General features: G+C 39.8%; 14 protein-coding genes. 8 read left to right on the forward strand and 6 right to left on the reverse strand.

Translation table 11 applies throughout. The features are described 5' to 3' along the window. Window positions 1–115 precede the first annotated feature (115 nt). The 3 genes from AC3LHT_RS03965 to AC3LHT_RS03975 all read right to left on the reverse strand — a co-directional run bounded on the left by AC3LHT_RS03965 (window position 116) and on the right by AC3LHT_RS03975 (window position 3,789). Window positions 116–1,042 (reverse strand): ABC transporter ATP-binding protein, encoded by a 927-nt coding sequence (locus AC3LHT_RS03965; protein WP_290646067.1) that lies wholly within the window; start codon window positions 1,040–1,042, stop codon window positions 116–118. A gap of 27 nt (window positions 1,043–1,069) precedes the next feature. After that, window positions 1,070–1,678: a hypothetical protein gene (locus AC3LHT_RS03970; protein ID WP_488662048.1), complete on the reverse strand. Its 609-nt coding sequence runs from the start codon at window positions 1,676–1,678 to the stop codon at window positions 1,070–1,072. A 107-nt stretch (window positions 1,679–1,785) separates the two neighbouring features. Continuing rightward, entirely contained in the window at window positions 1,786–3,789 is a 2,004-nt protein-coding gene (locus AC3LHT_RS03975; protein ID WP_488662049.1) for a VWA domain-containing protein, read from the reverse strand. A gap of 344 nt (window positions 3,790–4,133) precedes the next feature. Between AC3LHT_RS03975 and AC3LHT_RS03980 the strand changes: the two genes are divergently transcribed. From AC3LHT_RS03980 to AC3LHT_RS04015, 8 genes are all read left to right on the forward strand, one after another. Then, window positions 4,134–5,336: an FprA family A-type flavoprotein gene (locus AC3LHT_RS03980; RefSeq protein WP_488662050.1), complete on the forward strand. Its 1,203-nt coding sequence runs from the start codon at window positions 4,134–4,136 to the stop codon at window positions 5,334–5,336. A 96-nt stretch (window positions 5,337–5,432) separates the two neighbouring features. Further along, a complete protein-coding gene (locus AC3LHT_RS03985) occupies window positions 5,433–5,807 on the forward strand; it encodes a GntR family transcriptional regulator (RefSeq protein WP_290646074.1) in 375 nt (124 codons plus the stop codon). Further along, window positions 5,789–6,646, forward strand: a complete 858-nt coding sequence (locus tag AC3LHT_RS03990) for an ABC transporter ATP-binding protein (RefSeq protein ID WP_290667395.1) — start codon at window positions 5,789–5,791, stop codon at window positions 6,644–6,646. Before AC3LHT_RS03985 ends, AC3LHT_RS03990 begins: the two co-directional genes overlap by 19 nt. Then, window positions 6,636–7,397, forward strand: coding sequence for an ABC transporter permease (locus AC3LHT_RS03995; protein ID WP_290646078.1), 762 nt, complete (start codon window positions 6,636–6,638; stop codon window positions 7,395–7,397). Before AC3LHT_RS03990 ends, AC3LHT_RS03995 begins: the two co-directional genes overlap by 11 nt. Window positions 7,398–7,430: 33 nt before the next feature. Further along, window positions 7,431–8,189 carry an ABC transporter ATP-binding protein gene (locus AC3LHT_RS04000; RefSeq protein WP_290646080.1) on the forward strand — a complete coding sequence of 253 codons (759 nt, stop codon included), beginning with the start codon at window positions 7,431–7,433 and terminating at the stop codon, window positions 8,187–8,189. Beyond that, window positions 8,146–8,412 carry a hypothetical protein gene (locus AC3LHT_RS04005; protein WP_488662051.1) on the forward strand — a complete coding sequence of 89 codons (267 nt, stop codon included), beginning with the start codon at window positions 8,146–8,148 and terminating at the stop codon, window positions 8,410–8,412. Before AC3LHT_RS04000 ends, AC3LHT_RS04005 begins: the two co-directional genes overlap by 44 nt. An 11-nt stretch (window positions 8,413–8,423) precedes the next feature. Continuing rightward, window positions 8,424–9,830 carry a putative ABC transporter permease subunit gene (locus AC3LHT_RS04010; protein WP_488662052.1) on the forward strand — a complete coding sequence of 469 codons (1,407 nt, stop codon included), beginning with the start codon at window positions 8,424–8,426 and terminating at the stop codon, window positions 9,828–9,830. 84 nt (window positions 9,831–9,914) lie between these two features. Further along, entirely contained in the window at window positions 9,915–10,382 is a 468-nt protein-coding gene (locus tag AC3LHT_RS04015; RefSeq protein WP_488662053.1) for a hypothetical protein, read from the forward strand. Here the strand turns inward: AC3LHT_RS04015 and abc-f are convergent. The 3 genes from abc-f to AC3LHT_RS04030 all read right to left on the reverse strand — a co-directional run. Then, a complete protein-coding gene (gene abc-f, locus AC3LHT_RS04020) occupies window positions 10,373–12,202 on the reverse strand; it encodes a ribosomal protection-like ABC-F family protein (RefSeq protein WP_488662054.1) in 1,830 nt (609 codons plus the stop codon). The two genes, AC3LHT_RS04015 and abc-f, sit on opposite strands and share 10 nt — an antisense overlap. A gap of 66 nt (window positions 12,203–12,268) precedes the next feature. After that, window positions 12,269–13,072 (reverse strand): ABC transporter permease, encoded by an 804-nt coding sequence (locus AC3LHT_RS04025; RefSeq protein WP_290646088.1) that lies wholly within the window; start codon window positions 13,070–13,072, stop codon window positions 12,269–12,271. Window positions 13,073–13,095: 23 nt separating this feature from the next. Next, the coding region (locus AC3LHT_RS04030; protein WP_488662055.1) for an ABC transporter ATP-binding protein at window positions 13,096–13,595 on the reverse strand (500 nt) is incomplete at its 5' end.

Consider the following 13,595-nt stretch of genomic DNA (forward strand, 5'->3'; position numbering starts at 1 on the left):
ATGAAAAAGAGAATGATAGGAAAAAGAAGAGACCAAAAAAAAGATTCAAATTCTTGCAAATCACTTCTTAAGAATGCTTTCCACAAGGTTAGGATACGCTTCAAAAGAACACCCCCTAATCTCTGAGAGAGTGCCCGGTGAGTTTGAGAAACACATCCTCAAGATTTGGCTTTCTTATCACTATATTTTCTACTTTGCTGTTAAGGTTACCCAGGAGGTTAAAGATTTTCTCAAGAGAGGTTTCAATGTCAAGTGTAGGGCAAATGAATTTGCCATCATCAGATAATTTCAGCCCAGGAAAATGCTCACGGAGTTTGTTGAAAATAGTTTCGTCACCATGAGAGTTAGGCAACCGAAATTCGATAAATTGATTTTCTTTGACAGTTTTTATGAGGTCATCAAGTGTTCCGGAAGCGACGATTTTTCCGTGGTCAATAATGACAATTCTATCAGCAAGTTGCTCAGCTTCTTCCATATAGTGTGTGGTGAGGACTATGGTCTTTTTTCTCGCCTTGAGCTTTAGAATCGTATCCCAGAGAAGCCTCCTTGCCTGAGGGTCAAGCCCGGTTGTAGGTTCATCAAGAAAAAGAATCCTTGGGTCGTTTACCAATGCCACTGCAAGAGCAAGACGCTGTTTCTGACCACCAGATAAATTTTTCACAAGCGTTCTTGATTTTTCATTGAGTTCTACGAGTTGTATTAAGTCCTCCGGGCTCAAAGATTTTGTGTACAACCCGCCAAAAAGCTTGATGGTTTCTTTGACCGTTAGATAATCCATAAAAGAACTGGTTTGAAGCTGAACACCTATAACATCTTTTATTTCTTTTCCAACTTTGTGGACTTCTGATTCAAAATAAAATATATTGCCAGAGTCGGGTTTTCTAAGTCCTTCAAGAATTTCCACGGTTGTGGTTTTTCCAGCGCCATTTGGTCCCAATATAGCAAGGCATTCTCCTATTTTCACGTTAAACGAAATACCATCAACGGCTTTGACAGTCCCATAGTGTTTTACAAGCTGCTTTACTTCAATAGCTGTAGGCATCCATACACTCCTTTGAAGAAAAAAGATTTAACCATTGGGTTCGAATGTCTTTTGAATTGTTTTGGAAATGGCAAGCAATTCTTTGATGAGCTTTTTGGGTGATATAATAACAGGGTTCGCTTTTTTGTTTTCAAGAAGCCATTTAATAACATCAAGAGCCGTTTCATATACGAGGAGCATGTGTTCAGAACCGAATTTAACTCTGGCTATCTTCACTTCAGAGGGAAAAGATTTCTCAATATCAAAAGCAGGAATCTCTGTATGATTCTTGTCTATTGTTTTTAGGAGTTTTAGTTCTTTGAGATTCACCTCAAGAATTTTCTCGGAGTTTTCAAAGCGACCTATAAAACTTTCGCGTGAAGCGCTGTAATAATAAGGAATGAATATGCCGGAACCATCAGCTAATTTAATAAATAGCTTCTCCCGGCGGGTTATTGCACCTTCTATAACAGAAACTACGGGGTTTTTCCTAAGACCACCTGATCTCGGGCCGAACAACAGCGGAAATTCGAAAGGCTCGGCGTAATAATAACCTCCGTATTTCCTCGAATATTTAAGAGGTGCGCGAAAAACCCTGCGAAGATATTCTATTTCTCTTTCAGCCTGTCTTGTGGATATCCTAAAAGCAAGCGCCATTTCCCTCAGAGAGGGGTACTCACCTCTCACCAACTTCTCATGCAACCAAATGAGCCTTGTTCTATCCGTTTTAATCCCCCCTTGTATGCGCCATTGTAACACATGTTTTAATGTCTGCAAGGGTTTTTGCAAACCATTACCACTACTTCAGCCTTTTTGACGAACTTTGCAGATTTCACGGTAACGGTAGCGATATATGACCCTTCTTTTTCAGGAAGCTGCCAAATGGCTTTATTATCCCATTTTTCAACTATATTTCCAGCTTCCACTTGCCAATCAAACTCCAGCAAATTATCTGGATATGTAGTGCATCTCAATTCTACGGTCTCACCGGGTTCGACAATGAATGGCCTGGCAACAAGAGAATTTATTTCAAAATCGATTGGAGGCAAAATCGAGTAAACCGTAGAATCACCAACAATGCCATAACCAACGTGTACACGCCTTTCCCCCGGTGTAATGGGATCTGGAGATTTATAGATTATCTCATATTGTGATGTTATTTCCTTTGCTATGGAGCTCAAAATTGTACCGAAATCCCTCACACGGGCATAAGAGATTTCTATGAACCTTCCTGGGACGTCTTTTCTCAAATTCTGAAATTCCATGGCTTTTTCCGGCCCAACCAATATAAATGTAATTCTATTTTTCAAAAGAAATTCTCTTACTTCATCAACAGAGTATTTTGAGAAATCCGTACTATCTCCTTTGTAATGGGGGGCGGCATCTGTTATGACAATCGCTATTTTCTGGGCATTTTTCCTGAAAGTGAGATCAGAAATTCCCATAATCGCGTCAAGAGAAGCCTCGGGCACATCTCCTCCACCGGTAGCGTATTGCGCTTCAAGCACCTTTTTTATTTTTATGAAATTATCTGTCAGATCATAACGACTTCTCAATTCGTCTCCAAAAGTTATCAAACCTATCCTCGCATCAAGGCCAGAGCTTTCGAGTATCTCCGTGAAGGTTATGAGATTGTTGACCATTGCTCTGATCTCATTGATCATACTCGCAGTGGTATCAAGCACAAACACTATATCCACCGGAGCATTGATTTTTCTGCTCAAAGCCATAATAGAAATATCGTTTATCTTTTTTTCGCTTTCATATACCATGATCCCGTCTTCATAAAGTGTTTGATCATAAGTGTTCAAGCTGATTTTCAAATGAATTTCCGGAAATCTGGAATGATCTATTTCAAAAATCTTCAGGGAGGTTTTGCTTTTCTCCGGGACCTTAATAGTTGTGGTGGCTTCTGAAGCTGTGAAGAGATTCTTTACCCGCAGTTCATGCAATTCTCCCGCTTTTAATGTTGGGTAGCTGCAGGGAAGAAAAAAGCTCATACTGCTCGTGAATTTGCGCATAATAAAGAGTTCATCAAAAGCCTTTTCAAAATCGTCTTTCCCGAATTTGAAGGCTTTACCACCGCTTTGTTTGGCAATTTCATAGTATCGGTCATCCGGATCCTGATGTAGAATGAACACATTTAATCGCTTTTTGGATATTTTTTCCATCAACCCCGAATAAAATGAATCATTGGTAGCGTTTTGATAGCTATCTTCATCGGTAATCAAGATAAGCACTTTCCCGGCATTTTTCCTGAAATCATAACCCGCTGCGGTGTACAGAGCTCTTATTTGGCATTCATCAGCTCCGCCAACATAAGATAAAACCTCAGAAAGACGTTTTTGAAGTTCCTCAACGGAAGTCGTAAAGTGCGAGCCCTTTGAATTGATGAATTCGTGGTTTATTGTTGTACCAAAGCCAAGAACAGCGAATCTAAGATCATAGCCGTTTTTCTCCATTTCTGCTGCAATGGATGCCACTTTTTCTTTTACTGAAGCTATCTTAACTCCCATAGTTCCTGAGTTGTCTATTACAAAAACAATGTCCAGTGGTTTTCTATCTTCAAGTGAATCCATGCTAAAACTCTTTAGCTTTGCAAGTTCTCCATTGTCATATACCTGAATTGAAGACGCTGTCGCTTCTTCACCGCTGATCTTCATATTTATCAGCGGAAATGTTGAAGTATCCACACTCAAAATATTCAACTGAGCAAAGAGCGCGGTAAAAATTAAAAGAAAAGCCAAAAGCAACGTTGCTCGCCTCATACTTTCACTCCTCTCAGCATTATCTGTCATCAAAGGAAAGGTTTTATACTTAATACTGTTCGATAAATTCAGCTCTCTGCGAAATTCTTTGTGCTTTTCATCTTCATCTATGAGCTTAATGGAATAAAGCTTATATCTGTGTGATTGTTCATGACCCATTATGTAGATTCAAGTGCATATTTATGTGATATCCCAAACCCATAAGAAGCTGTTGCCATCATCGTCTTTGTAGGAATCTTACCTATGATTATCCCCCTCAGTCTGTATAATTATACAACTATTCTACTATTGAAAGCCTTTCATTTATAATAGATTCAAGCAGTGTAATAAAAAGGAGGGGTAAAATGCACAGAGGAATTGAGATTCACGACGGAATCTACTGGATTGGTGTCAATGACTACGAAACTAATCTCTTCGAGGGTTTATGGCCACTTCCCAAAGGGGTTTCATACAACGCATACATGATAATAGATGAAAAGGTAGCACTTGTTGACACGGTCAAAGGTAGCTATTTTTCGCAGTATCTTGATAAGGTAAAGGCATTGCTTCCGGAAGGGAAGAGTATAGATTATCTGGTGATAAACCACATGGAACCTGACCATTCAGGTGCAATAAAGGTATTGGTTGAAGCATATCCAAGAATGAAGATAGTTGGAAACAAAAAGACTATTCAATTTTTAGAGGGATTTTATGGAATTACAAAGAACACTGTTACCATTGAAGATGGAGAAGTTCTTTCCCTTGGAACCCATAAGTTGAAGTTCTACCTTACCCCAATGGTTCACTGGCCTGAAACTATGATGACTTATGACCTCGAAACGGGGACTCTTTTTTCGGGTGATGCCTTTGGTGGCTTTGGAGCATTGAATGGAGGTATTTTTGATAACCAGGTTGACCTGGAATACTATGAAGATGAAATCTTAAGGTACTTTTCAAACATTGTAGGACGTTACAGCGCAATGGTTCAACGGGCGTTTAAAAAGCTTGAAGGTATAGACATCAAGACTATTGCAGCGACTCATGGCCCTATATGGAGAAAGAATCCAGAGAAGATAATCAGCCTCTATGACCAATGGAGCAAACAGGAAGCTGAAGAAGGTGTGGTATTAGCTTACGGATCAATGTACGGGAACACTCAAAGGATGATGGAAGCCGTTGCAAAGGGTTTATGTGATGAAGGGGTACAGAAAATCAGGCTTCACAACATCGCGAAATCTCATATTTCTTTTGTCATCCGGGATATCTGGAAATTTAAGGGCTTAATCATGGGAAGCTGTACTTACAACACAGAGCTCTTTCCTCCTATGAAACAATTGATCTCGGCTATCGAAAACAGAATGATGAAAAACCGATATGTTGGAGTTTTTGGCTCTTATAGCTGGAGTGGAGGGGCATTGAAGGAATTAGAAGAATTTGCAAGCAACAACAAAGGTTGGAATTTCATTGAACCGGTAATAGAAGCTCAACATTCTCCAAAAGAGGAAGAGTTGAAAAAATGCAAATTGCTCGGTACAAATATGGCCAAAGCAATAAGAAAATCACTCTAAGTAGCTATTTACAAGGCCGGGAAATCCCGGTCTTTTATTTGACAATCACTGTACTATGTGTTATAGTACAGTATGATATTTTGAGAAGGTGTTAGAATGCTTGTGAATCTCGATATACACTCTCCAATGCCAATATACAAACAAATAAAGCAGGGAATAGTAGGAAAGATATTAAGGGGCGAATTGAAAAGAGATGACGCCCTACCCTCGATCAGGGAACTCGCCACGGCATTGAGGGTTAATCCAAATACGGTTGTCAGAGCATACAAAGAGCTGGAACTTGAGGGTATTTTAATCGCCAGACAGGGAATTGGCTTCCTTATAAGCACGGAAGCAGCTACAATCAAAGAGGTCTTTTTGATGAGCATGAAAAGGGAACTTTCAGAAGTGGTTATTAAAGCAAAGAAAAGCGGAATAATGCTTGAAGAGCTTCAAAAGGTGGTGGAAGAACTATGGAAAGGCATGAAATGAATGAGCCCGTTTCTGTCAGAGGTCTAAAAAAATATTATGGTGACACAAAAGCGGTAGATGGCATAGATTTCAACGTAAAGCCTCAAGAAGTGCATGCCCTTTTAGGACCCAACGGTGCAGGAAAAACAACTACACTCAAGTCGATATTGGGCTTTGTAAGATATGAAGGTAACATTAAAGTCTTTGGCAAAGAAATCGATTATACAAGAGAAAAAATCGCTTTCGTGCCCGATGAAAAGAATTTTTATAAATCTCTTACGGGTTTGCAGGCAATAGAAATGTGCAAAAGGCTTTTTGAGGATTTCAGAGAAGAAAGAGCAAAAGAACTTTTTGAAACCTTTCAGCTTCCGCTGAAAAAAAGAATTGGCACTTTTTCACATGGAATGAAGACTCAGGCTTACCTGGCTCTGATTTTCGCCAGGCAAGCACAGCTTTACATTTTTGACGAGCTCACCTGGGGACTGGACCCAATTAAAAGAGATGATGTGCTGGAAATGGTTCGAGACCTCGTAATTAACGGAAGTTCAGTGCTTTACACCTCTCACATAATCCCGGAAGTTGAAAGAATAGCTGACAGAATCACGATAATGCACAAAGGGAAAATACATTTTTCGGGGTTCCTGGATGAGATCAAAGAGAGATTTCTCGTTTTGAAAAGTGATTGCCAAATTGATCTAAAAAAGTACAATGTTGTCTCTGCATTTCGCTATGCTGGGTTTTTTACATTTTTAGTCGATACAAAGGGGCAATCTTTATATCCTGAAAAATGTGAATGCCATGTGCCCGATTTGAACGAGTTCTTCCAGATAGTGATAAGGGGTGAAAGAAATGTTCTATAAAGAGATAAGAGAACTGAAAACGACGTTGGTCGTTGTTTCTCTGCTTCTTGTGGTTGCCCTCATCGCAACTGTTGCAATGAAAGACACTGCTGTTGAACTCTTACAGGGGTTCAGTACTGAGGACATGCCAGAATTTGCCAGAAACCTTTTGGCCAATCCAGATCTTCTGGAAAATATAGGGAATAATGATTTTTATCTTGTCAGCCAATGGCAGGGGAAAAACCTCGGGCAGTTTATTCCATTAGTTATTTTGATAATCTCCATCCCCATATTTGCAAGGGAATTTGACAAAAAGACAATTTATTTTCTTCTCTCAAGACTAACAAGGAAAAGGGTATTTTTCATGAAGTATTTCACGGGGTTGGGTGTACTTTCAGCGTTAATCGCTTTTTTCTCTTTATCTGGACCCATTGCGATGAACTTTGCGGGTTATGAAACTGGATTTAGCTTAACATTCAAAATATTGGTTCATCAGTTGATAGGCGGAGCCTTTTTCTTTTCGCTTTTCATTCTTTATTCTGTGCTTTTCAGCGACCAAACCAAACCCCTGATCATAGGAATGGCTACTATAATAGGACTCCCCATACTGGGGCTTTTTAGGCCTCTTGATTTTCTCAACCTCTATCCCTACATTCTGGGCTCTAATGTTTACAATGCGGGAATTGAGGTTACAGAATCTGTCTTACTTATTTTTTTGGTTGCTGTAATTACCACAGCAGATTATATTATTTTCAAAAAGAGAGAGTTGTAAAGATGGGACTATAAAAATGGTAGGTGATTGTGGATGATAACGCTAAAAAACGTCACAAAGATCTATACAGGAGGCATCAAAGCCGCTGACGGCCTTTCCTTAGAAGTCAAAGAGGGAGAGATTTTTGGCTTTCTTGGGCCTAACGGAGCGGGTAAAAGTACAACTATCAAAATGATAACGGGGGTTATTGAGCCAACAGAGGGAACAGTAGAAATTTGTGGAATTAACATGGCAAAAGATCCTGTAAAGGCAAAGTCGTTTATCGGCTATGTTGCTGACGAACCGCTGGTTATGGAGAAACTAAAGGGAATCGAGTATCTGAACTTCATCATGAATGTTTTTCAAGTTCCCAAAGAACTTAGGACACAAAGAATAGAAAGGCTGTTAGAAGACTTCAAGTTATCGCACGCCATTATGGACCCAATAAACACGTATTCCCATGGGATGAAACAAAAGCTCAGTCTTATAGCCGCCCTTTCTCATAACCCGAAAGTCTGGGTTTTGGATGAACCCATAGTGGGATTGGATCCCGAATCGGCCTTTATTTTGAAAAAAATGATGAGAAACCATGCAAATTCTGGGAACACGGTTTTTTTCTCCACCCATGTTATGGAAATAGCCGAAAAGATTTGCGATAGGATAGGCATTATTCAAAAAGGCAAACTTGAATTCGTTGGAACTGTTGAAGAATTGAGAAAACTCAAGGGTTCAGGCACACTCGAGGAACTCTTTTTAGAGGTGACGAAAAGTGAGATTGAAAAGATGGATTTCTCTTACCTGGACAATAATTAATGCAAATTACGGTTTAAGTAACTTAAAAACTTCACTGAAAAAAGACAAAAAGAACATTCTTATTCTGGCACTCATGATTTATGCCTTTGGGGCGATTGGCTTTTCTTTTGTGTTTTTTTACAAGCCTTTACTGATTAGTAGTTATCAGCAACTTGCAACCCTCGGAATGGAAAAGTTATTTCTGGCCAATGCTTTTCTCAATGCTGGCATATTGGGTTTATAGTGGGTCTTTTTTTGCTTATAAGTACCCTTTTCTTTTCAAAAGACATGAGGGTATTAATCACACTCCCAATAAGAGCTTCTGAAGTAATCACAGCGAAGTTAACCGTTGTCATACTCTTTCAGATGATTGTTTCATTGGCAATCTTATTACCTTCGCTTGTTTATTACGGCATCCAGAAAAATGCTGGAGTTTCATATTGGTTGTACTCGATGCTTCTATTTCTACTATCGCAAATTTTCCCGATGCTTCTTCAAACCATTATCATATTGCCGCTATCTCGAATAGTAAAATTCAGCCGCATGAAGGATTTCATGCTCTACATCCTTGGCATTGGGGCACTTGCAATGTCATTGATTGTTGTTTTTCTTGTCAACAAGTCTGCTATCAATGGTGGAAACAACGGCTTTAACCTTGTCAATATCTTTGCAAATCCCGATGTATTTATAAACAAGCTCGCATCAATATATCCGCCAGCATTTTTCGCCGTGAAAACTTTACTGAGCAATACTTTTTCTGGTCTCGCCTGGCTCGCCGGGTATTTGGGTTTACACGCTATTGCCTTTGTTACCACTATCTGGTTTGCAAAGAAATACTATTACGACACGTACAATAGCTTGCAGCAATTTTATGCCGGCAGAAGAAAGCTATCCACGGAGGAAATGAGCGGTCAACTAAATGTTGAAAAGAGTCTCTTTGCAACTCTTCATGCCAGGGAATGGAAATACTTTTTGAAAGTACCAGCCTTTGCTTTTAACGGGCTCTCAGGCACTTTTATATTGCCGATTATGGTGATTATGTTCCCTTTTATTTTCAAAGGAAATCAAGAAGCGAGCGGAAACATAGAGAACTTTTTTCAAGCGATTAAAGACCTTTATGTCCCAATTGGGATTCTTGGTGGCGTTCTTGCTGGTTCTATGAGCGGTTTGGCAGCTTCAGCTTTCAGCAGGGAAGGGAAGCTCCTGCAAGAATTAAAGGCTCTTCCGGTTAGCCCCGGTGATGTGCTAAAGGCGAAATTCGTTAACATAATGGAGATAAGCTTCATGGGAATTTTGCTGATGACCGCGGCTATACACTTGCTACTTGGAGGTTCCCTGCTTCTTGATATTATAGTGGTTTTGCTTTCTGGAGTTGTCTCTGCATTTTTGAATTTACTTCAATTAGTCATAGATGCAACCAGGCCTTTGCTAAACTGGGATAACCCTCAGAGGGCGATAAAGCAGAACTTCAACGTTGCCATTGCAATTTTCATTGTTATCGGGTTTGTTGGTGGTTTCGGCTATCTTTCTTTTAAGCTGGTAGATGTGGTATCACCCTTTGTTATAGCAATGGTTTTGGCGCTATGCGGCATTGTAGGGATTATATCCTTAATAAAACCCGCACTGAGAATGACCAGTGATTTATTGAAAAGAGATCTCTAAGGTTTCAGTTTTGTTTAAAAGAATGATAAAATAAATCGATGATAATCAATAACAACTTCTTTATTTTGGTCAAGGGGGGATTTTATGGACGTTTTCCTTTTTTTTAACAGGTATTTGTTGATACTCTCGTATATTTTATGGGCTGGAATCAATATAACACTTGGTTTTTTCCTTGTTCCATTGCTCAGAAAGAAAAATGTTCCGGAAGTAAAGGTGCTGGTGTTTAACATCCTCAGAGCTTTTAGAAAGATCACCTACGCATGTTGGGCTCTAATGCTTGGTACGGGATTTATAGAATACATCTATATTAGGCCAATTAGTAGTTTCGAAAGTATTTCACAATACTTAATGATTACAGGTTTCATCGTTTTTGTTTTCCATATAATCTGGTCGTTTTACCTGTTTGGAATTGCAAAGAGAAATGAATATAATCCTCTTTCAGTGACTGAAAGAGATGCAGGGTTGCTTGTTGGTGGGAGTTATTTTAACAATTTCCTCATATTCACTATGATTTTTATATACGCCATCGTGGAAATGCTATTTTATCTATAATCCATGAGCTTTTCCTCAAGTGATAGCAGCTCCTTCTGAAGTGATTCTTTCTTTTCGATCAAGTTGAGTAGTTTTTCTTCAGTACTCTCTATTTCTTTCTGCAAGTTCTGAAGCTTCTGGTAGTCAGTTGGATACAGAGAGAGCTCATTTTGCAGGTTCTCCAGTGATTTTTCGAGCTCCTTCTCTTGAAATTCCAGGCTTTTCAGTAAATCTGAAAGTTTTTTTCGTTGGTTACTCAATTTGCGCTTTTCTTTGAAGCTGTGTCGTTTCTCAGCTGTATTTTTGGAGGTTGTAAAATTGGCTTTGAATTCATCGTAATTATTCAAATAGTCTTCGAGCTTGTTAAGGTGTTTCAATTTTCCGGATTGGATTACGACGTATTTTTCACAGATATTCCTCAAAAACTCCCTATCATGTGAAACCAATATGATCGCACCTTTATATAGCATGAGCACTTCTTCGAGATTCTGAATCGACCAGATATCAAGATTGTTCGTGGGTTCGTCCATGATCAGTACATTAGGTCTTTTCAAAATCATCTTTGCAAGAGCGAGCCGTGTTTTCTCTCCTCCACTTAAAGATTCAACCTTTCTAAAAACGCTTTCACCGGTAAAGCCAAAACGTCCAAGATATTTCCTGATCTCAAAGTCTGGCCAGTCACGCACCATTTCCCAGCATTCTTGTATGACTTCTTTTTCTGGTAAGAGCTCGCTTGACATCTGTGAAAGATACCCCCAGCTAACATTATGTCCCCACTTTACTGTACCTGAAAACGATGTTATTTCACCAGAAAGTATCTTAAGAAAAGTGGACTTTCCACTACCATTTGGACCCACAATTCCCAACTTTTCACCACGTTGCAGTTCAAGATCTGCATGGTTGAAAACAGGCTTTTCAGTATATTTAAAATTCAAATTTTTAACTTCCAATACTATGTAACCCGTTCTGGAAGGTTCTGGAAGCCTTAATTTTGTGGAATTTCCCTCTTCTCCCGGAATTGAGACCTCGTTCAGTTCTTCCTTGAGACGTTCTATTTGCCTTTCTTTACTTCTGGCTTGCTTTATAAACTTTTCGCCTCCCCAAAGTCTATATCTCTGAGCAACTGCCTGGAGCCTTTCTATCTCATTTGTCAACTTCTCCTGCCTTTTAAGAGAGCTTTTTACATACAGTTCTCTCTCGGCTTTATAATGCTCGTAACTGCCCGGAAAATCCCAAAGCATTCCACTATTTATCTCCCAGAACCTATTTCCCACGTTCCTTATGAGGTGTCTGTCATGTGATACAAGCAGTACCGCGCCACGGTAGGAATTTAGAAACGAAATGAGCCAGTCAACGGATTTAAGGTCAAGATGATTTGTAGGTTCATCGAGCATTAGCAAGTCATAATCAAGTAGCAGTAAGCGTCCCAATGCGATTCTCGTAATTTCCCCACCACTGAAGCTGCCGAGTTCTCTGTTCCAATCCTGTGGTGAAAACTCAAGCCCGGTTAATATGCTCCTGACTCGCCTGTCAAAACTGTAAAATTCTTCCGTCTCAGGTGTTACTCTGCTCTTCTCTTTCATATAGAAGTCAATGAGCACTTCTTTCATGTTTTCAATGCGTTCCTGAATTTGATAACCGATCTTCATTCCCGAGGCCCGGTGAACTTCACCATATGTTGGTTTCAATAATCCTGTGATGATTTTGAGCAGTGTGGATTTTCCGCTTCCGTTCTTGCCGATAAGAACTATTTTGTCTCTTCTATTTATTGCGGTCGATATATCTTCAAAGAGAAGCCCTTCGCCATAGTCGTGACCTATCCCACTTAAAGTTAAGAGCATAATCTACCTCCTGGATGTATTACTTTTGATTTTAACATTGTTTTGAAAAGTCAAAAAGGAGCGGCATCAACCGCTCCTCTTGAGAACCCCTCTTTTCTTTGCCCACTGTTCCATAAGTTGAAAAAAGTAAATCCCAGCCGGCAAGAGGAAAAGACCGAGTATTAGCAAAGGCCATATTTGAGACCATAATTCACTAAATCCTTTGCCATCAAGGATTGCCGAACGCATTCCTTTTAAGGCATAGGTGGCTGGTGAGAATTTAGCCACGTTTTGCATCCATTGCGGTAACACAGTGATCTCATAATATACACCCGAAAACATGAGCAATAACGCCTGGAAAATATGCACCACCTGTACCCCTTTCTCCGGTGATATAAGCGGTAAAATTGCCGCAACCATTCCTAAACCTATAAAGGAGAAACTTGCTACAGCCAATATCCCGGTTGCAGAAAGCACATTTGCCTTCGAAAGGTCTAAATCGAAGAAGGCAGACACCACCAATAAGATCAATCCTGCCCTCAAAATGCCGTAGAGAATGGCGAATCCACACACGCTGAGCAAATGCGTTGCCCGCTTAATTGGCGCCATAAAAGTGTACTCAATCGTTTCTTCCCAGCGTTCCCAGGCAACTGTTTCGGCTACTATTTCAAAAAGTATGGAAAGATAGCCCCAGAGAATGGAGCCCAAAAGCATGTAAAGAATTAAATAGCTCGTATCGAGTTCTGCTCCTGAAAATGCTTCTACGCCTTTTCCAATGAACCCCATGGTAATGGAGTTTGCTATGGTATAAACAAAAAAGACAAGTTCCCATTTCCAGTAGCGTTTTATAAGATTAAAATTTCGAACTATAAAAGCCCAGGAAGCTCTCATTTCCCGGACTACCCCTTGAGTGTTCATGCACTTTCAGCCTCCTCATATTCTGCTTCATCAAAGCTGACTCCGGTGAATTCCATAAAAACGTCTTCGAATGTCGGATTTTTAATTTTGTGTGCAATCATTGCTTTTAACTTCTCTGTATGACCTTTCACGATTATCCTACCTTTGTGAATTATGGCCACGTAATCACAAAGCCTTTCTGCTTCTTCCATATCATGGGTAGTCAGCAGAATCGTCGCACCCATCTTTTCTTTCATGTGTAAAATCAGTGATTGTACTTCACGCTTGGCTCTGGGATCAAGCCCCGTTGTAGGTTCATCCAGAAGCATTAACTTCGGTTCCGTCATAAAAGCGCGGGCGATGGCGACTTTTTGCTGCATGCCTCTGGAAAAATCTTCCAGTGGATCGTGAAGGCGTCCTTTATCAAGCCCTACTTTTTCAGATATGGCATAGATTTTCTTTAAAGCTTCCTTTTTTGAAATTCCATGGATGCCTGCTGCAAATAACAAATTTTCTA

Source organism: Kosmotoga sp., from assembly GCF_982836095.1.